At 70.3% G+C, this 18,729-nt stretch carries 15 protein-coding genes and 1 pseudogene; 11 read left to right on the top strand and 5 right to left on the bottom strand.

What is annotated here, in order from left to right; translation table 11 throughout:
* The first annotated feature begins 276 nt into the window (after positions 1-276).
* The 9 genes and pseudogenes from ACLQ21_RS12340 to ACLQ21_RS12300 all read left to right on the top strand — a co-directional run.
* A complete protein-coding gene (locus tag ACLQ21_RS12340; protein WP_425664077.1) occupies positions 277-1,269 on the top strand; it encodes a DUF4349 domain-containing protein in 993 nt (330 codons plus the stop codon).
* A 150-nt stretch (positions 1,270-1,419) separates the two neighbouring features.
* Positions 1,420-2,730, top strand: a complete 1,311-nt coding sequence (locus ACLQ21_RS12335) for a trypsin-like serine protease (RefSeq protein ID WP_425664075.1) — start codon at positions 1,420-1,422, stop codon at positions 2,728-2,730.
* A gap of 101 nt (positions 2,731-2,831) precedes the next feature.
* Positions 2,832-4,208, top strand: a complete 1,377-nt coding sequence (locus ACLQ21_RS12330; protein WP_425664073.1) for a maltokinase N-terminal cap-like domain-containing protein — start codon at positions 2,832-2,834, stop codon at positions 4,206-4,208.
* 42 nt (positions 4,209-4,250) lie between these two features.
* Positions 4,251-4,973: an SGNH/GDSL hydrolase family protein gene (locus tag ACLQ21_RS12325; RefSeq protein WP_425664072.1), complete on the top strand. Its 723-nt coding sequence runs from the start codon at positions 4,251-4,253 to the stop codon at positions 4,971-4,973.
* 255 nt (positions 4,974-5,228) lie between these two features.
* Positions 5,229-6,572 carry an O-antigen ligase family protein gene (locus ACLQ21_RS12320; RefSeq protein WP_425664070.1) on the top strand — a complete coding sequence of 448 codons (1,344 nt, stop codon included), beginning with the start codon at positions 5,229-5,231 and terminating at the stop codon, positions 6,570-6,572.
* Positions 6,569-7,756 (top strand): glycosyltransferase family 4 protein, encoded by a 1,188-nt coding sequence (locus ACLQ21_RS12315; protein ID WP_425664068.1) that lies wholly within the window; start codon positions 6,569-6,571, stop codon positions 7,754-7,756. The genes ACLQ21_RS12320 and ACLQ21_RS12315 overlap by 4 nt, the downstream gene beginning before the upstream one ends.
* Positions 7,757-7,867: 111 nt before the next feature.
* On the top strand, positions 7,868-8,860 hold the full coding sequence (locus tag ACLQ21_RS12310; protein WP_425664066.1) for a GDP-mannose 4,6-dehydratase: 993 nt from the start codon (positions 7,868-7,870) through the stop codon (positions 8,858-8,860).
* Positions 8,857-9,768, top strand: coding sequence for an NAD-dependent epimerase/dehydratase family protein (locus tag ACLQ21_RS12305; protein WP_425664064.1), 912 nt, complete (start codon positions 8,857-8,859; stop codon positions 9,766-9,768). The genes ACLQ21_RS12310 and ACLQ21_RS12305 overlap by 4 nt, the downstream gene beginning before the upstream one ends.
* Positions 9,696-10,799: pseudogene (locus ACLQ21_RS12300) on the top strand (glycosyltransferase family 4 protein); the annotation flags it as partial. The gene ACLQ21_RS12305 and the pseudogene ACLQ21_RS12300, both read left to right, overlap by 73 nt.
* Before the next feature lie 76 nt (positions 10,800-10,875).
* On the opposite strand, the gene ACLQ21_RS12295 reads toward ACLQ21_RS12300, so the two are convergent.
* Entirely contained in the window at positions 10,876-11,937 is a 1,062-nt protein-coding gene (locus ACLQ21_RS12295) for a glycosyltransferase family 4 protein (protein ID WP_425664062.1), read from the bottom strand.
* 59 nt (positions 11,938-11,996) lie between these two features.
* On the opposite strand from ACLQ21_RS12295, the gene ACLQ21_RS12290 reads away from it, so the two are divergent.
* On the top strand, positions 11,997-13,115 hold the full coding sequence (locus ACLQ21_RS12290; protein ID WP_425664060.1) for a glycosyltransferase: 1,119 nt from the start codon (positions 11,997-11,999) through the stop codon (positions 13,113-13,115).
* Positions 13,112-14,407 (top strand): hypothetical protein, encoded by a 1,296-nt coding sequence (locus tag ACLQ21_RS12285; RefSeq protein WP_425664059.1) that lies wholly within the window; start codon positions 13,112-13,114, stop codon positions 14,405-14,407. Before ACLQ21_RS12290 ends, ACLQ21_RS12285 begins: the two co-directional genes overlap by 4 nt.
* Here ACLQ21_RS12285 and ACLQ21_RS12280 read toward each other — a convergent pair.
* The 4 genes from ACLQ21_RS12280 to galU all read right to left on the bottom strand — a co-directional run bounded on the left by ACLQ21_RS12280 (position 14,320) and on the right by galU (position 18,494).
* Positions 14,320-15,756: a polysaccharide biosynthesis tyrosine autokinase gene (locus ACLQ21_RS12280; RefSeq protein WP_425664057.1), complete on the bottom strand. Its 1,437-nt coding sequence runs from the start codon at positions 15,754-15,756 to the stop codon at positions 14,320-14,322. The two genes, ACLQ21_RS12285 and ACLQ21_RS12280, sit on opposite strands and share 88 nt — an antisense overlap.
* 130 nt (positions 15,757-15,886) lie before the next feature.
* Positions 15,887-17,053 (bottom strand): nucleotide sugar dehydrogenase, encoded by a 1,167-nt coding sequence (locus ACLQ21_RS12275; RefSeq protein ID WP_425664055.1) that lies wholly within the window; start codon positions 17,051-17,053, stop codon positions 15,887-15,889.
* Between the two features lie 120 nt (positions 17,054-17,173).
* Positions 17,174-17,515 (bottom strand): histone-like nucleoid-structuring protein Lsr2, encoded by a 342-nt coding sequence (locus ACLQ21_RS12270; protein ID WP_425664053.1) that lies wholly within the window; start codon positions 17,513-17,515, stop codon positions 17,174-17,176.
* An 85-nt stretch (positions 17,516-17,600) separates the two neighbouring features.
* Complete coding sequence (gene galU / locus ACLQ21_RS12265; protein WP_425664052.1) at positions 17,601-18,494, bottom strand: UTP--glucose-1-phosphate uridylyltransferase GalU; 894 nt, start codon at positions 18,492-18,494, stop codon at positions 17,601-17,603.
* Positions 18,495-18,729 lie beyond the last annotated feature (235 nt).

Below are 18,729 nucleotides of genomic sequence, written 5' to 3'. Positions count from 1 at the left end.
AAGGTGCGGCGGCAGCGCGTCCCCCACTTCCGCTGGTTGAGCCGGTCCGGGCGCGCAGCGCCCTGACCGTGTCGAAACCGCCGCAGGTCACGACGGTTTCGACACGCTCAGCCGCCTTCGGCGGCGGCGCGGCTCAACCAACGGAAGAGGCGGCGGAGCGGCTCAACCCAACGGGAGGGGCGGCGGAGCGGCTCAACCAACGGAAGGGGCGGCTGACGCCCAAGTCGCTCGAAAGGTTGGGCTGTGCTTTCCCGGCCGCCCGCCCACCCTGGAAGCATGACCCGCAGACTCCTCTCCACGGCCGGCATCGTCATCGCCGGCGCCGTCCTCCTCACCGGCTGCGGCGCCATGGGCGCATCCCAGTCGCAAGCGCCCGGCATCGGGATGCCCGCGCCCGCCACGGACGGCGGCGGCCTGCCCGAGTGGGCGGGCGAGCCGGAGTCCGCGCCGTTCCCCGGCGAGCAGGAGTCGAGCGGCGGTGCGAGCGGCGGCGACACCGGCGCCAGCGACACCGTGCCCGCCGAGGCGGCCGACGAGGACCGCGCCGTCATCATCTCGGGCAGCCTCGCCATGCGCGTCGGCGATCCGATCGAGATGGCGGATGCGGTGAGCGACGCCGCGCAGTCCCGCGGCGGTTCGATCGACCGCCGGGCCGAGGGCGCATCGACCGACTTCCAGCCCGCGTGGGCGATGCTCACCGTGCGCGTGCCGGCCCAGCAGGTGCAAGACCTGCTCAGCGCGCTCCGCGCCCTCGGCGATGTCACCAACGTCGACCTCGGCGAGGAGGTCGTCACGAACCAGGTGCGCGACCTCGAGGTGCGCGTGAACGCGAGCCGAGCATCCGTCGAGCGACTCACCACGCTGCTGACGACGGCGGCCGACACCGAGACGCTGCTCGAGGTCGAGGCGCAGCTGACGCAGCGCACCTCCGAGCTCGAGCAGCTGCTCTCCCAGCAGCGCACGCTCACCGACCAGGTCGCGATGTCGACGATCGAGGTGCGCATCAGCTCGACGAGCGTCGAGGGCCCGACCGGCACGCCGAGCTTCTGGGACGGCCTCGTCGCGGGCTGGAGCGCGTTCCTCGCCTGGGGCGCCGTCGCCCTCTTCGGGCTCGGGCAGGCGCTGCCGACGCTCGTGATCCTCGCGCTGCTGGCCCTCGTCGCCTGGCTCGTCGGGCGCCGCGTCATCAAGCGGCTGCCGGGTCGCACCCGCGGCTCCACGAGCGGCGCAGCGGTAACCAATCCGGCGACGACCGCGCCCGTCGAGTAACGGAGCAGACCGCCCCGGGCACAGCGCTCCGAGGGCGGTAGCAGAGGCGCGAGCGGCCTCTTGCCCGGCGCGCAGATTTACCCTCCACTAAAGGTTGCACCTCCGGTACGATCAGCGTGGTCCTGCTCCCCGCCTGTCACGAGGTCCCTCTTGCGCCGCCCGCTCATCCTTGCCGCCATCACGCTCGGTGTCGGCGCTGCCGTCATCGCGATCCCCACCGCGGCCCCGGCCGTCTCCGCCGACGACATCCCGGCCGTGCAGGAGGCGCACTTCGACGTCATCGACCGGATCGGCAACTGGGATGCGCTCGCCCCGGTCTCGCGCCTCGGCTCGATCGTGGGCGACCCGGTCGCCGGCACGATCGAGATCGGTTGGGCCGGCCACGTGCCGAGCGAGATCCGCGCTATCGCGGACGACGCGGCCGCCGAGGGCATCGCGATCACGTTCGTCGAGCAGGAGTCGAGCGAGGCCGAGCTGCTCTCGGTCGCCTACGACATGGCCGCCGCCATGCCCGACGAGGGCGCCTTCGCGATCGGCATCGGCCGCGACGCGCTCTCGGTCGAGGTTCCGACCGAGGCGGCCGCCGAGGCCGCCGACGTGACACCGATCCCCCTCGAGGGCGAGGTGCTGACCGTCATCGACGAGGCGGAGGCCGCCGCCGCCGACGTCGGCGCGACCGTCACGGTCGAGCAGACCGACACCGTGCCCGCCAACGCCGCCGCCGTGCCGCTCGAGCTCGGCGCCCCGATCGACCCGGCCGCCGTCGTCGTCCCGAAGGGCACCGCGCGCACCAACGACGTGAGCGTGCTCTCCGGCGGCATGCGCGTGCAGACGCAGTTCCTGAGCGGCGCGTTCGTCTCCTGCACCTCCGGCTTCACGGGGTTCTACGCCCACCGCCCCGTCATCATCACCGCAGCCCACTGCAGCGACTACGCCGACAACCGCCTCGTGCGCAACGCGGCCGGCACGACCATCGGCCGCAGCGATCTGGTCGCCGAGCTCAACGACGGCACGCTGCCCTTCGACCTCGGCATCATCGCCGCGTCGTACGAGGCCCGCACGCTCCCCCGCATCTACACCGGCGACACGTCGACCGTGAACATCACCGGCGCGCAGACCACCTGGCCGCCCGAGGGCTACCAGCTGTGCTCCTCGGGCCAGGTGACGGGCTGGAAGTGCGACCTCACCGCCGGCAAGGCCTACGTCACCTGCTACGGCACGCCCCGCGGCCAGGAGTGCATGCACGTGCAGCTCGTGCGCTCGAGCGGCGCCAACGCGTTCTGCCTCGGCGACTCGGGCGGCCCGGTCGTCAGCCGTCCCACGGCAGTCGGTGCGCGCGCGGTCGGCGTCGTCTCCGGCATCCGCGGCACCGGCGGCACGTGCGCGGTCGAGGGCATGATGGCCCCCATCTCGCAGCTCGGCACGGTCGTCACCGGCCTGCAGGTGCACAGCCTGCCCTGACCCTCCCCGCCGGTCGAGAAGGTCCGCGCACCCGCTGCGCCGACCGAGCCGAGACCACCGCTCGTAGCCAGCGCCCAGAGGCACCGGGCATGATGGCCCCCATGAGCGACCCCACCGCGACCGACGCTCCCGACCTCGCCGACGCATCCGTCATCGACGCCATCGCGGCCTGGATGCCCACCACCCGTTGGTATCCGCTGAAGGGCCAGCAGGTCGACATCGCCCTCGAGACGAGCTACGACCTGGGCGACGGCGCGGCCATCCTGCTGCTGCGCGCCGGCGACACCCTGCTGCAGGTGCCCGTCGCGTGGCGCGACGAGCCGGGCGGCTCGCCCATCGCGCAGCTCGGCGGCCGCTGGCTCGTCGACGCGTGCGGTGATGCGGATGCGGTGCGGGCGCTCATCGATGTCGCCACCGGCAGGCGGGCGGTGAACGGGCTCGACGGCGATGCCACCGCCGAGCCGACGCCCGCGGGCGACATCCGCGTCGTCACCGGCGAGCAGTCGAACACCTCGATCATCGGCGGCGACGGCAGCTGGATCGCGAAGGTCTTCCGCGTGGTCGCACCGGGCGACAATCCCGACGTCGTCGTCACCGGCGCCCTCACGCGCGCCGGCTGCGACCGCATCCCCCACCTGCTCGCCTCGGTGCGAGCAGGCTGGCCCGCGGGCGACGCCTTCGTCACCGGGCACCTGCTCGCCGTCTCGGAGTTCGTCGCCGGCGGCGAGGACGCGTGGGAGCTCTACCGCCAGCACGCGCTCGCCACCCTGCGGGGCGAGGATGCCGGCGAGGCGCCCGATGCGCGCGCGCTCGGCGAGGCGGTCGCGATCGTGCACCGCGACCTCGCGTCGGCCATGGGCACGACCCAGGCGACCGAGGCCGACACGCTCCGCTTCATCACCGGCCTCGAGCAGCGCATGGCGTGGGCGCGGCAGGAAGCGGCGGGCGTGCTCGACGACCTGCAGGACGAGCTGCAGGCAGCCGCCGACCGGCTGCGCGAGGTGCGCGAGCTGGGCGAGCTGCAGCAGATCCACGGCGACCTGCACCTCGGCCAGGTGCTGCGCGGCGCCGACGGCCGCTGGATGCTGCTCGACTTCGAGGGCGAGCCGCTGCGACCCATGCACGAGCGGATGGTACGCGAGCCGCGACTGCGCGACGTCGTCGGCATGCTGCGCTCGTTCGACTACGCGGCCGGCTCCGCCCTGCAGGAGCTGCCCGACGCCGACGGCGCCGCGGCGGGCGACTGGGTCTTCCAGCGCCGCACCGAGTTCCTCTCCGGGTACGCGGATGCGGCGGGTCCCGTCGACGAGACCGACCCGGTCTTCGTCGCGCTGCTGCTCGACAAGGCCCTCTACGAGGTCGTCTACGAGCTGCGCAACCGCCCCACGTGGGTCTCCGTGCCGCTGGAGGCGGTCCGCGCCCTGCTGACCCCGCTCCCCCAGCCCCCGGCGGCGCCCCCGACCCCGTTGGTCGAGTAGCAGGCGGCGAAGCCGCCCGCGTATCGAGACCAGCTGCCACCCATGACCCGCCGCGCAGCCCTCATCGCGACCGCGGTCGCGGCGGTCGTCATCGCCGCGATCGCGGCGTTCCTGCTGTGGCCCCGCCCCTCCGGCCAGGCGCCGACCGCGAGCGCCACGCCTGCCTCCACCCCGACCGACGACGCAGATACGTCGGGCCGCCCCGTCGCCGTCTTCATCGGCGACTCCTACACGGTGGGCACGGGCACCTCACTCGACGGCACGGGCTTCCCCGGTACCCTCGGCGAGCTGCGCGGCTGGAACGCCGTGAACCTCGCCATCCCCGGCACCGGATACTCGACCGGCCGGGAGGACGGCCGGTGCCCGGAAGCGGGCTGCACCTCCTACATCGGCGTGCTGCCCGACGCGGTCGCGTTCGACCCCGACATCGTCGTCGTCTCGGGCGGCCGCAATGATCTGGGCCGACGACACCTCGAGCCGGCGGTCACCGCCTTCTACACCGAGCTGCGCAGCCAGCTCCCCGATGCGCAGCTCGTCGTCACGTCGCCGCTCTGGGACGACTCGGCCGCGCCCGAAGCGCTCGTGACGCTGCGCGAGCAGGTCGAGCGCGAGGCGACGCGAGTGGGCGCGGAGTATCTGGACCTCGGCGACTTGTTCCTCGACCGTCCCGACCTCATCGCCCCGGACGACCTCCACCCGAACGAGGAGGGCTTGGCGCTCATCGCGCAGCTCATCGACGAGCTCCTGCCCCCTCCCGCGGGTTGAGCCGGTCCGGGCGCGCAGCGCCCTGACCGTGTCGAAACCACCGCCCGGCTCGGACTGGTTTCGACACGCTCAGCGCCTGCGGCGCGGAGCGGCTCAACCCGCGGGTAGGCGGGCTGAGCCGCTCCGCCCCTTTCCGCTGGTTGAGCCGCTCCGCGCGCGAAGCGCGCTGAGCGTGTCGAAACCGAACCCGCCCCAACCTTGCTCACCCCGACCCGTCCGCTACGGTGCACCTAGCATCCTCGCGGAGGGACCCCGATGCACGTCACGCGCTCCTCAGTCGCGGGAACGCGCTCCGCCGTGGGCAAGTGGGCGCCCGAGCCGCGGCCCGGGCGCGAAGCCGCGCGGCGGCCACGCCACCTGCTGCTGACCGCGACCGTGATCGCCCTGCCCTTCTCGTACGTCCCGCTCGAACTCATACCCACCCGCACGAGCGTCACGATCCTCGTCTTCGCGCTCGTCGTGCTTACGGGCATCCGCTACGGCGTCCTGCGCCAGCGACCGGGCGCGCTCGACGCCGTGACGCTCGCCCTCTCGGCCTACATCTTCGTCAGGCTGACGGCGCTCACCGCGCTGCAGGCCGACGTCATCGACTGGCCGGAGGCCCTGAGCGCCACGCTCGCCCCGATCGGCGGCGTCATCCTCTACCGGGTCGCACGTCGCGATGACACGAAGGATGCGGTGCTGCGAGCACTGCGATGGATGTTCGTGATGCTCACCGTGATCGCCCTCTACCAGGCGGTCGCCGGGTTGTCGTGGCTGAAGAGCCGCGGCTACACCGAGGGCTTCTACTACTACACGTTCGAGGGCACATTCCGGCCGTTCGGCACGTTCCTCTCCCCCACGGTCTTCGGGGCGTTCCTCGCGATCACCGGAGCGGCGCTCGTGTGCATGTCGCCGACGATCCGCGGCGCGCTGCTCTGGCTGCTCATCGCGGCCGTGCCGATCGCGATCACCGAGACCCGCGCGGCCTGGATCGCGTTCGCCGTCGCGCTCGTCGCCGGTTGGCTGCTCCGCACCCGCGCCCGCCCCGTGCACCTGACGCTCGGGGTCGCCGCCGCCAGCTGGGGCATCGCCTTCGTCGTCTGGCTCGTCCCCGGGGCGGTCGACTTCCTGGTGTCGCGGCTCGCGACACTCTCGGATGCCGGCTTCTCGTCGAACGTCGCCCGCGCCAGCCTGTGGCAGGGCACGGTCGAGGTGACGCTCCGCGACTCTCCCATCGTCGGATTCCCCGCGGCCGACTTCACGAGCGAGGTGGGCGCGGTCGTCGCGCAGTACGCCGACTTCGGACACGCCCACAGCAACTACCTGCAGATCCTCTTCCTCTACGGCCTCATCGGGCTCGTCTTCTTCGCGGTCATCCTCGTGCTCGCGACGATCGGAGCGTTCCGCTCGGTGGCCGCCTCGGCGCGCCTGCCGTGGGCGTACGGCGGCGTCGCGGCGATCGTCGCGTTCATCGTCGACTCGGCGTTCGAGACGAGCTGGACGAGCTTCTCCGTCGTCGCCGTGCTCTACCTGCTGATGGGCCTCGGCCGTGTCGGTCCTGTCGACTCCGAGACGACGTCGACGAGCGCCGCCGCGCCCCAGGAGGCGACGGCATGAGCCGTCCCGACGCCACCGTCGACTCCTCGACGGCAGCGCTCCCGGCGCGCGAGATCCGAGTGCTGCTCGTCACCCCCGAGTACCCGCCCACGCTCGGCGGCATCCAGAGCCTGCTGCACGAGATCACCTCCGCCATGCCTCGAGCCAGCGTCATGGTGCTGACCCCCGACGCACCGGGAGGCGCGGCGTTCGACGCGGACGCCGGCGTGCGCACCGAGCGCGTGCCCGTCCGCGGCTCCACACCGCTCGTGCGCAACCTGGTCTTCAACCTCCGCGGCCTCCTGCGCCTCTCTGGCTGGCGACCCGATGTCGTCCTGACAGGGCATGTCGTCTCGGCTCCGCTGGCGTACGCGGCGTCGCGCCGGTTCGGAGTGCCGCTCGTCGTCTACGCGCACGGCAAGGAGATCCAGGGCCGCCCCCGACTGGCCGGCTGGGCGCTTCGCCACTGCGCGGCGGCGGTGGCCGTCAGCCAGTACACCCGGGGGCTGCTGCTCGACACCGTCCGCGGGCGTCAGCACGCGCCGGTGCACGTCGTCCACCCGGGCGTCCACATCCCAGCGGGTCGCACTGCTGTTGCGAAGCACGACACGGGCGGAGGCCCGTTCACGCTGGTCACGGTCGGTCGCCTGCGCGATTGGTACAAGGGACACGACGTCATCCTGGAGGCGCTGCCGCGGGTGCTCGCCCGGCTGCCCGAGACCCGGTGGGTCGTGGTGGGCGACGGCCGCCGCCGCGCCGCCCTCGAGGAGCGCGCCGTCGAGCTGGGCGTCGACCACGCCGTGACCTTCGTCGGTGCGGTCTCGGATGCGGAGAAGAACGCCTGGCTGCAGCGCGCGGACGTCTTCGTGATGCCCGCGCGCTACCCGAAGGGTGAAGTGGCCGGCGAGGGGTTCGCGATCGTCTACCTCGAGGCCGCGGCGTGGGGCGTGCCGTCGATCGCGGGCAATGTCGGAGGTCCGCGTGAAGCGGTCGTCGACGGCGTCACGGGACTGCTCGTCGATCCCGAGTCGGCAGAGCAGGTCGCCGACGCCATCATCCAGCTCGGCGAGACGCCGGAGCGCACTCGCGAGCTCGGCGCCCGGGCTCGCCATCGCGCCGAGGCCGAGTTCACCTGGGATGCGGTCGCGGCGAATCTCGAGACGATCCTGCGCGATGTCTGCGGGAAGCACAGCAGACGCGCATGACCGTGCGTCCGCTCACGGTCTGCTGAAGACGCTGATTGCAGTGAACGGCCGGGTTACGCTCCCCAAAACGCGTTGAAGAATGCTCGCGGTTCCGGCTCGATTGGTAGGCGAATGCGCGCTCTCATCACAGGCATCACCGGTCAGGATGGCGGCCATCTTGCCGAACTGCTGCACGCCAAGGGCTACCAGGTCTTCGGACTCATCCGCGGCCAGAACAACGCCCGCAGGCATCTGGTGGAGGCGGAGTTCCCCTACGTGACGCTGCTCGAGGGCGACGTCACCGACCCGACCTCGCTCGTGCAGGCGGTCGAGGCCTCCCAGCCCGACGAGCTGTACAACCTGGCGGCGATCAGCCACGTCGGCTACTCCTTCCGCAACCCCTCGCTCACCGCCGAGGTCACCGGCAAGGGCGTGCTCAACGTGCTTGAGGCCGTGCGGGTCGCCCACCTCGGCAACACGACGAAGGTCTACCAGGCGTCGACCTCCGAGATGTTCGGCGGCCTCGACTACAACCGGCCGGGCCGCGGCTACAACGAGAGCTCGCTCTTCCACCCGCGCAGCCCCTACGGCGTCGCGAAGCTCTACGGCCACTGGATCGCGAAGAACTACCGCGAGAGCTACGACATGTTCGTCACCTGCGGCATCCTCTTCAACCACGAGGGCGAGCGTCGCGGCGCCGAGTTCGTCACGAGGAAGATCACTCGCGCCGTCGCCAGGATCAAGAACGGGCTGCAGGACCACGTCGAGCTCGGCGATCTCTGGCCGAAGCGCGACTGGGGCTACGCCGGCGACTACGTGCACGGCATGTGGCAGATGATGCAGCACGGTGAGCCCGATGACTTCGTGCTCGCCTCCGGCGAGACCCGCTCGGTCGAGCAGTTCCTCGCGAGCGCGTTCGAGCAGGTCGGCATCGACGACTGGACGCCGTTCGTGCGACAGAATCCCGCGCTGCTGCGGCCGGCGCAGGTCGACATCCTGCTCGGCGACCCGGCGAAGGCCGAGGAGGTGCTGGGCTGGCGTCGAGAGGTCGACTTCACCGGACTCGTCAAGCGGATGGTCAACCACGACCTGGCGCTGACGCAGGTTCCGGTGGCCGTGGCATGACGATGCGCCTGGCCGTCACCGGGGTCGACGGCTTCGTCGGGCGGCAGGTCGCCCGGATCGCGGCTGACCGCGGCCACCACGTGGTCGGGCTGACCCGCTCCGACGACGTGGAGGTGCCGGGCGTCGCCGATGTGGTCACCGTGGATCTCACGTGCGAGTGGCCTCGGATGCCGCCGGTCGACGCCATCGTGCACCTCGCGGGCCTCGCCGCGGTGGGACCGTCCTTCGACGACCCGCTGCGCTACATCACCGACAACACCGCCATGGCGGTGCACCTGTGCGAAGCGCTGCTGCGCACGCCAAGCCCAGCTCCCCGCGTGGTGGCGGCGAGCAGCGGCGCCGTCTACGCGCCCTCCGACCGCCCGATCGACGAGTCGGCGCCGCTCGCCTTCGACTCCCCCTACGCGGTGAGCAAGGGCACCGTCGACAACCTGCTCTCGTACTACCAGGGGCGCGGACTCGACACCGTCGTCGTCCGCCCGTTCAACCACATCGGGCCGGGGCAGGCACCGGGATTCCTCGTGCCCGACCTCCTCGAGCAGCTCGACGCGCTCGCCCCCGACGAGCCGCTCAGCGTGGGCAACCTCGAAGCCGAGCGCGACTACACCGACGTGCGCGACGTCGCGACCGCGTACGTGCTGCTGGCCGAAGCCCCGACGCTCGCCCACAGCGCATACAACGTCGCCGCAGGGCGAGCGCGCAGCGGCCACGAGGTGCTCGCGGCGATCTGCGCTGCGATGGGTCGCGCGGTGCCTTCCCTGCGACCCGGCAAGCGCCGTCCGCTCGACGTTCCAAGCGTGGTCGGTGACGCCACTCGGCTGCGTCGCGAGCTGGCATGGACTCCTCGCTTCGACTTCGAAGCCTCGATCGAGGCCGCCGTGGCGGCGCGCGTGAGGGCCGCCGCATGATCCGCGTCGCGCACATCGACCACACCGTCGAGCCGGGAGGTGCCGAGCTCGCGCTCCGACGCCTGCTCGACCGCGATCCCGCGTGGCACGCGCGAGTGTTCGTGCCACCGTCGGCGCGCGGCCTCGGCGAGTACGCGGCGCTCGGAGCCGGTACGGTTCGCGTCGTCGGCGTCCCGCAGCAAGCAGGAGCCGCCGCCGCGACGCCTCGCGCGATGGTCGGCATGCTGGTCGGCGTGTTGGCGCAGTCCGTCGCGCTGCGCCTGTCGCGGGACTTCCGCCGCAGCGACGTCGTGCACGCGAACACGAGCCGGGCCGCGCTCATCGGCGCGCTCGCGGCGGCGGGCACGCGTCAGCGGCTCGTCGTGCACCTCCGGGATGCGGTCGACCCGAACGCGATCGGGCGGCAGGGGGCGAGCGCCATGCGGATCGCCCTGCGGCGAGCCAACGGGGTCATCGCCAACTCGCGCTACACGCTCGACTCCGCTGCGCCATGGATCCGCGACGGCACGCCCGTGACGGTCATCCCGTCGACGACGGGGCACGACGGCAGGCGAGCTCCCGCGGCGCTCCGCCACGATGTGCGGACGGTGGGGATCCTCGCTCGGCTGGCGCCCTGGAAGGGCCAGGCGGAGGTCATCCGGGCGTTCGCGCAGGCGTTCCCGCAGTCGGATGTGCGGCTGCAGATCGCCGGATCCGCCGCGTTCGGAGAGGTCGCGTACGAGCGCGACCTGCAGCGGCTCGTCGAGGCGCTCGGGCTCGCCCACCGCGCCGACTTCCTGGGACACGTCAACGACATCTGGCCGCTTGTCGAGGGCTGGGACGTGTGCGTCCACGCATCCACTCGTCCCGAGCCGCTCGGGCAGAACGTGCTGCAGTACCTCGCGGCGGCGCGGCCGACGATCGTCGCGGCCGCGGGCGGACCGCTCGAGTGGGTGGAAGACGGCGAAACCGGACTGGTCGTCGAGATGGGCGACGTGCATGCCCTGACTCACGCGATGCGCCGTCTTGCGGATGAGCCGGGGCTGCGTCGGCGTTTGCACCGCGCGCTCGTCGAGCGGCGCCCGGTGCGGCCCGACGCCGAGATCGTCCGCGCGCACGCCGAGTTCTTCAGCCGAGTCGCCGAGTCGCGGGTGCTGCCCGCGCTCTCGCATCGTCGTACATCGCTACCAGCCGAGCCGGCGACCCCGCCTCGACGATCTCGTCGATCAGCTGCCGAGCCGCCTGCTGCTCGGCAGCATCCAGCACCGGCCCTGTCTCGATCCGCTGGCGGAGGGCCGTCGTGAACACCTCGCCGGTCGCGAGGTCGAGCGGCACGGGGCCCGACGCCAACGACTTCAGGTACTCCGATCCCGGGTTCGGGTGCGCGACGACCGACAGCCCGTGGTCGAGGCCCTCGAGCACGGGGATGCCGAACCCCTCGTACGCCGACGGCGACACCAGCACCCACGCGCTTCGCACGAGCGTCGCGACCTCGTCGTCCGAGAGGCCCGAGCGATGATCCACCCACGGCTCCCACGACGAAGCGTCACTCTGCGGCCCGATCACGATGAGGTCGACATCGCCCTGCTCCTCGCGGATCGCGGCGACGGCCGACTGAGCGATGTGGCCTTGCTTGCGTCCCTCGAAGCTGCCGATGAAGACGACGGTCGGCGTCGCGCTGATGTCGCGCGGCGCCGGCTCGACCCCGAAGTACGGGGGGAAGATCGCGTCGCACGCCATCATCTCGAGCGATTCCGGCGCGATGCCGAGCTTCAGCGTCGCTCGCGACGCCGACCTCTGCTCGAGCAGCGCGAGCACGTAGTGGTTGAGCTTCCGCAGCCCGCGCGACGATCGTGCCTCGTTGAGCGACGACCCGTAGAAGGTGCGCACCAACGGTACCCCGGAGGGAAGGAGGATGTCATCGCCGTGCGAGTGCACCACGTCGGGCGCGAGCCGTCGCACCGCGCGGGATGCTCGAAAGGCCGACGCGTAGTACCGGTCCAGGCGCCCCCGCGGGGCCGGCAGCGTCTCGAACGCAACACCATCCATGGGCACCGCGCCCTCGAAGCAGATCACCGTGAGCTCGACGAGATCCTTCGTCCGCTCGGCGAGGCGCTGCACGTAGCGGCCCACGCCGCCCGAGTGGTGCCCCGCGCGCGGCCACTCCAGGGCGATCCAGGTGACTCGCATCCGCACTCCTCCCGGCCGCAGCGATCCCGTCGCGCAACCCTCGACCTACGATCTCGAAGATGTCTCGATCTCTGGTGATCGCGCATGACTATCTCACGCAGCGCGGGGGTGCGGAGAAGGTCGTGCTCGCGATCGCGCGCGGCTTCGCCGGAGCGCCGATCCAGACCACGCTGTACGAGCCGGCCGACACCTATCCCGAGTTCGAGCAGGTCGAGATCCGCACCACCGGTCTGAACAGGTTCGGCTGGCTCCGCCGCCACCATCGATACGCGCTGCCATTCCTCGCGCGCTCTGTGTCCGCCACCACGATCGACGCCGATGTGACGCTCGTCAGCTCGAGCGGATGGGCGCACGGATTCCGCACCACGGGGCGCAAGATCGTCTACTGCTACTCCCCCGCCCGCTGGCTCTACCAGCAGGACGTCTACCTCGGCGAGCATGCCTCATGGACGACGCGAGCGATGCTCGCGCTGCTCGCCCCATGGCTGCGCCACTGGGACCGGCGGCAGGCGAAGACCGCCGACGCCTACATCGCGGTCTCCCGAGTCGTGCAGCAGCGCATCCGCGACATCTACGGCATCGAGGCCGAGATCGTGCACCCGCCGCACTCCTACAGCGTGACCGGTGAGCGGCACATGCCTCGCGGCGCCTCCGACGAGCTCGCCGCGAGCGGATTCGTGCTCTGCGTCTCACGACTGCTGCCCTACAAGAACGTCGGCGCGATCGTCGACGCCTTCAGCGACCTCCCTCACCAGCTCGTCGTGGTCGGCGCCGGCCCTGAAGAGGCCCGACTGCGAGGCCGCGCATTCAAGAACGTCACGTTCTTGAAGGAGCTGTCCGACGCCGAGATGCGATGGCTCTACGCGCACTGCGACTCGGTCATCGCGGCGAGCTATGAGGACTTCGGGCTCTCCCCCATCGAGGCGGCGGCGTTCGGCAAGCCGACCGTGGCGCTCCGGTGGGGCGGCTTCCTCGACAGCATCGTCGAAGACGTGACCGGCGTCTACTTCGACCGACCCGCTCCCGACGCGATCGCCGAAGCAGTGCTGCGCTGCCGCGGCCGCTCGTGGAGCAGCGACGCGATCCGCGCGCACGCGCAGACCTTCTCGGAGGAAGCCTTCATCGCCAAGCTCTCGAGCATCCTGGCGGGGGTGACCATGCCCGGTGGTCGCGGATGAGCTGGCTCACGACGGTCCCGACCCACACCCGCCGCTTGTGGGGGCGGGGCCGACCCGTGCTCGCGCTCGCCGGCGTCACCTACGCGGGGCTCGCCCTCAGCGTGATCTCGGCTCCGATGCTCGCGACCGCGCTGGGCGCGAGCGGACGCGGCCAGCTGGCGGCCGCCTTCGCGGTGATCCAGGTGCTGGGCTTCGTGGCCTTCGTCGGGCTCCCGCGCGGCGTCGCCGTGCAGGACCACCGAGAAGCGTCCGCCTCCCGCGCGGCGGTCGTACTGGTCGGCGCGATCGGGCTCCTCTCCGCCTCCGCCTGCTTCCTGGCAGCCGAGCAGCTCGCGGGAGGGGTGCCGTGGGTCGCCGACGCCATCCGCATCTCCACCGCCGTGCTGGCGCTCGCCGGCGTCTACCAGATCGGCGTCGAGCGGCTGCTGCTCACCTCGCGGCTGTCGATCTACAACCTCAGCCGCATCTGCAACGTCGTGCTGCCCTCCGTCGGGTACATCGTCGCGTTCCTGGCGGGCGCCCTCACCCTCGAGCTCGCGTTCGTCATCTCGCTGAGCGGACAGCTGCTCGCCTCGATCGTCGGCGTCGTCAGCTCATTCGGCGTCGTCGCGAGGAGCAGCAGGAAGCGTGCCCCGTGGCGATTCAGCCTCTCGATGTGGTCGTCGACCGTGGTCGACGGTGTCGCCTGGCGGATGGATCAGGTCGTCCTGGCCATGTTCGCGAGCTCGGCGACGCTCGGCGTCTACGCCGTCGCCTCGACGATCGCGAGCGCCTCCGGCGGGCTCACGCAGGCCATCAACACGGTGCTGTACGGACGGTTCGCCGCGACCGCCCACGACGGCGCCGGGCTCACCCGTCGCAGCCGAGCCATCGCGCTCGCGTCATCGCTGATCGCCTCGACGGCCATGATCGTCGCGATGGGCCTGTGGCATGAAGCGCTGCTCGGTCCGACGTTCGACGGCGTGATGGCACCGCTGGTGCTGCTCTGCATCGCGCAGTCGCTCAACGATCAGTGGCAGCTGCAGGTCTACCGCCAAGCGGCCGCGCAGACGTCCGCGGGGCTGACCGCGCCCTCCTGGATCGGGCTGGCGGCGTTCGGTGTCGTGGCGATCGGATTCACCGCCGCGGGCCAGTTGGATGCGACGACGATGGCGCTCGCGGTGCTCTCGGGCGCGGTCGTGCGGATCGCCCTGCGGCTCGCGCTTCAGCGATCCGCTGCGCCGCGCCTCGCGGAAGCACGTGTGGGTGCGGGCGGCGCAACGGCATCCTCTCCAGGCTCGCCGGAGGACTGAGCGCGGTCGCCGTAGCCGTACGCGGCGTAGCGGTAGGCCTCTGATTGGTCGGGCCGGGCCATCGTCATGATGAGCCCGCCGAGCGATGCGTCGGCCGTCTCGAGCATCTCGAGCGACCGCTTGAGCTGCGAAGCGTTGACGCGGTTCGCGGCGGCCACGAGCAGCATCTCCGCGCCGTGCTGCGCGAGCACCACCGCATCCGTCACGGGCAGCAGCGGGGGCGCGTCGAGCACCACCCAGTCGAACTCGCTTCGCAGCTCCGCGAGCAGCGAGTGCATAGCCTGCGAGCCGAGCAGCTCGCTCGGGTTCGGCGGCACGTGGCCCGCCGGCAGCACGTACAGCCCGGTCGACCCCCAGCGCTGCACGGCGTCGTCGAGCACCGACGGGTCGATGAGCACGTCGGTCAGGCCGACCGCCCCGTTGAGGTTCATGTAGTCGGCGAGCTTCGGCTTACGCAGGTCGGCGTCGATCAGCAGCACCGACTGCCCCGAGCCGGCGATCGCGAGCGCCAGATTGGCCACCGTCGTGGTCTTGCCCTCGCCCGGAATCGACGACGTGATGGCGAAGAGCCGCCGGTTGCCATCGACCTTGAGGAAATTCAGGTTGGTGCGCAGGGTCCTGAACACCTCGGATTGCGGGCTCAAGGGATCGTCGTGCACCACGAGCGGCCGCTTGGTCGACTTGGCGTCGAAGTGCACAGACGCGAGCAGCGGTGTAGACGTGACGGCCTTGATGTCTCGCTCCGTGCGGATGCGGGTGTCGAGCAGATCTCGCGCGACCACGAAGGCGAGCGCCGCGACCGCCATCAGCAGCCCGCCCAGCACTGCCTGCAGCAACGGGCGCGGGCTCTCGGGCACGGGAGGGACCGAGGCGCTGACGATCGTGGCGAGGCGGATGGGGCTCGACGTGCCGTCGGACTCGAGCTCCGCGACGGAATCGGCCAGGTTCGCCGCAGTGGCGTTCGCGAGCGCGGCGGCGAACTCCGCATCCGAGCTCGTCGCCGAGATCTCCAGGATCGCCGTGCCCGGTACGGGCACTGCGCGGATCTGCTCGATGAGCTCGCGCGCCGGCACTCCGAGGTCGAGCTGCTCCACGACGCGATCCAGCACCTCCTCGCTGCTGGCGAGCCGCGCGTAGGTGTTGACCCTCGAGAGCGTGAAGGCGTTGCCCTGGACGAGATCCGAGCTGGTGTCGGATGCCTGCGTTGAGATGAAGACCTCGGTGGAAGCGCGATATGAGGGGGTCTGGACCATTGCGAGCAGCAGGCCAGCACCGACCCCGAGGATCGTCGCCGCGATGACGACGAGCCAGTGCTTCCGCAGCAGGCGGGCGTACTCAAGGAGGTCCAAGGGCAATTCCTCTCAAGTGCGCCGAAGGATCCGACTGCAGGTCACCTGCGACCGGTTCTCCACATCGTAGGGGTCGAGTTCCGGAAGTTGACCCGCCAGTGCATCGTCGCGCTCAATGAACCGCTGGGCCTCAATCCCGCCCGAAGATATCCCGCGTGTACACCTTGTGCTCGACGTCTTCCAGCTCGTCTGAACGTCGGTTCGCGACGATGACGTCGGCGCGTCGTTTGAACTCCTCGAGATCGCGAATCACCTCGGACCCGAAGAACTCGTCTTGCTCGAGCGCCGGCTCGTACAGCACGATCTCGACGCCCTTCGCGCGGACGCGTTTCATGACGCCCTGGATCGACGAGGCACGGAAGTTGTCCGACCCCGACTTCATGATCAGGCGATGCACGCCGACGACGTCGGGCTCGCGCCGGAGGATGTCGGCCGCAACGAAGTCCTTGCGCGTCGTGTTCGAGGTGACGACCGCCGCGATCAGGTTCTGCGGCACGTCCTGATAGTTGGCCAGCAACTGCTTGGTGTCCTTCGGGAGGCAGTAACCGCCGTAGCCGAAGGACGGATTGTTGTAGTGGTCACCGATGCGTGGGTCGAGCCCCACACCTCCGATGATCTCCGCTGCCTTCAAACCGTGCGTGGCCGCGTACGTGTCGAGCTCATTGAAGTACGCGACTCGCAACGCGAGGTACGTGTTGGCGAACAACTTGATCGCCTCTGCCTCGGTCGAGCCAGTGAGCAGCACGGGGACGTCCGTCGCCACTGCGCCCTCAAGCATGAGATCGGCGAAGAGCCGACCTCGCTCGCCCGTGTCGCCGACCACGATGCGGGAGGGATGAAGGTTGTCGTGCAGCGCCCGTCCCTCACGCAGAAACTCCGGTGAGAAGATGATGGCGGCGTCGGGGTGCGCTGCCTGCATGCGCCCGGTGAAGCCGACTGGCACCGTCGACTTGATGACGATCGTCGGACGCGAGGTCGCTGCGCCTATCTCCGCGATGACCGATTCGACCGACGAGGTGTCGAAGAAGTTCTCGACCGCGTCGTAATCGGTGGGTGTCGCAATCACGACGAGCTCCGCGCCTTCGAATGCGCCGGGCGCATCCGTCGTCGCGGTCAGCGACAACGGCTTCTCGCGAAGGTACTCCTCGAGATCGACGTCGACGATCGGTGAAGTGCGGTCGTTCACCATCTCGACCTTGCGTGGGTCGATGTCCACCGCGACCACCTCGTGGTGTTGTGCCAGCACCACTGCATTCGAGAGCCCGACATACCCGGCTCCCACAACGACGATCTTCACTGCTGCCCGCACTCTCTGCTGGTTCGGCGTCAGCGTCGGGACTGACGCCCGAACCACCCTACGGCCAGGGCGCAACCGAGAAGGGCACAGCAGCGACGCTGCGCCCTTCACATCCGAGTGTCAGCGGTTCTTGTAGCGCTCGACGATGTCCGCGGAGATACGGCCGCGCGACGCGACCTTCAGCCCCTGGGACTCCGCCCACTCGCGGATCGCCGCGGTCTCGTTATCGCCGGCGGTGCTGCCCCGGCCCTGCGAGCCCCCTGCCTTGCGACGACCCGAGACCCGGCGTGATGCGCGCACGTAGTTCTCGAGCGCGTTGGAGAGCTCCTCGATGTTGGAGTTGCTGAGGTCGATCTCGTATTCCGCGCCATCGAAGGCGAACCGAATCGTGCGACCGTCACCTTCACCGATCGGATCACCTGAAATATCGTCAACCAGTTGGACGAGCGTCTTCTTAGCCATGGCGAGAAAGGTATCGCAGTAATGCCCGCGCACATACTCAGCATCGCCTGTTGCAATGCCCCGCTATCTCGCAACCGGTGGCGGTTCAGTCCTCGAAGGTCTGGACGAACTCCCGCAACCAAGCTCGAAGCCCGGGACCGAGATCGTCTCTCTCCGCTGCCAACTGCACATTTGCCTTGATGTAATCAAGGCGGTCACCAGTGTCGTAGCGCCGACCGCGGAAGATCACGCCGTGGACGCGGCCGTCACTATGGTCCTCCGCCAGCGTGAGCAGCGCATCCGTCAGCTGGATCTCGCCGCCACGACCCGGCTTCGTGCGCTCGAGCACCGGGAAGATCTCGGGCTTCAGCACGTATCGACCGACAACCGCGAGGTTCGACGGGGCCGTACCGCGTTCGGGCTTCTCGACGAGGCCCCGCACGCGCACGACGTCGTCCTCCTCGGTAGCCTCGACCGTCGCGACGCCGTAGAGGTGCGCCTGGGATGGGTCGACCTCCATGAGCGCGACGACATTCGTGTCGCGCTGATCGTGCACTTGCAGCATCCGCTCGAGTAGGTGATCCCGCTCGTCGATGATGTCGTCACCCAGCAGCACCGCGAACGAATTGCCCGCGACGTGCGCCTGTGATCTCAGCACCGCATGCCCCAGGCCTAATGGGTCGCCCTGCCGCACGTAGTGCACGTTCGCCAACCCCGTAGACTCCGCGACCTTCGAGAGCCGCTCCTCGTCGCCCTTGCGCATGAGGATGGACTCGAGCTCTGTCGCGCGATCGAAGTGATTCTCGAGCGCATTCTTGTTGCGCCCCGTCACGAACAGCACGTCAGGAAGGCCTGCACGCACTGCCTCCTCGACCACGTACTGAATGGCCGGCTTGTCGACGACCGGCAGCATCTCCTTCGGGAGGGCCTTGGTCGCCGGAAGGAATCGCGTGCCGAGCCCCGCCGCCGGGATCACGACCTTGGTGACGGTGTGCCGCATGGTGACACGGTAGCGGGGGAACGCTTCGCGCGTGCATCGCTTCGTGCAACTTTACTCGCCGTGCAATTCTCCGAGACGGTCCTGGTGGCCCACGCAATTTTGCACCGGTAGCATAGGTCTTTGGAGAGTTGATGCAGCTGCACGTGTGGATCCCGACGGGTCCGTGAGCTGCGAAAGCACTACGGAGGCAACGGGTGGCGTCGAGCGCACGCAGCGGCACGACATTCCGGTCGAT

Source organism: Agrococcus sp. DT81.2 (genome assembly GCF_049844935.1).
In the GTDB taxonomy this organism is placed as follows: domain Bacteria; phylum Actinomycetota; class Actinomycetes; order Actinomycetales; family Microbacteriaceae; genus Agrococcus.
This window is presented reverse-complemented; position numbering and strand designations above follow the sequence as displayed.

Bases quoted from the DNA above. Each gene is read 5' to 3' on its own strand.
- ACLQ21_RS12340 (WP_425664077.1), top strand. From the start codon at position 277: ATGACCCGCAGACTCCTCTCCACGGCCGGCATCGTCATCGCCGGCGCC.
- ACLQ21_RS12330 (WP_425664073.1), top strand. From the start codon at position 2,832: ATGAGCGACCCCACCGCGACCGACGCTCCCGACCTCGCCGACGCATCC.
- ACLQ21_RS12325 (WP_425664072.1), top strand. From the start codon at position 4,251: ATGACCCGCCGCGCAGCCCTCATCGCGACCGCGGTCGCGGCGGTCGTC.
- ACLQ21_RS12320 (WP_425664070.1), top strand. From the start codon at position 5,229: ATGCACGTCACGCGCTCCTCAGTCGCGGGAACGCGCTCCGCCGTGGGC.
- ACLQ21_RS12315 (WP_425664068.1), top strand. From the start codon at position 6,569: ATGAGCCGTCCCGACGCCACCGTCGACTCCTCGACGGCAGCGCTCCCG.
- ACLQ21_RS12310 (WP_425664066.1), top strand. From the start codon at position 7,868: ATGCGCGCTCTCATCACAGGCATCACCGGTCAGGATGGCGGCCATCTT.
- ACLQ21_RS12305 (WP_425664064.1), top strand. From the start codon at position 8,857: ATGACGATGCGCCTGGCCGTCACCGGGGTCGACGGCTTCGTCGGGCGG.
- ACLQ21_RS12295 (WP_425664062.1), bottom strand. From the start codon at position 11,937: ATGCGAGTCACCTGGATCGCCCTGGAGTGGCCGCGCGCGGGGCACCAC.
- ACLQ21_RS12290 (WP_425664060.1), top strand. From the start codon at position 11,997: ATGTCTCGATCTCTGGTGATCGCGCATGACTATCTCACGCAGCGCGGG.
- ACLQ21_RS12285 (WP_425664059.1), top strand. From the start codon at position 13,112: ATGAGCTGGCTCACGACGGTCCCGACCCACACCCGCCGCTTGTGGGGG.
- ACLQ21_RS12270 (WP_425664053.1), bottom strand. From the start codon at position 17,515: ATGGCTAAGAAGACGCTCGTCCAACTGGTTGACGATATTTCAGGTGAT.
- galU (WP_425664052.1), bottom strand. From the start codon at position 18,494: ATGCGGCACACCGTCACCAAGGTCGTGATCCCGGCGGCGGGGCTCGGC.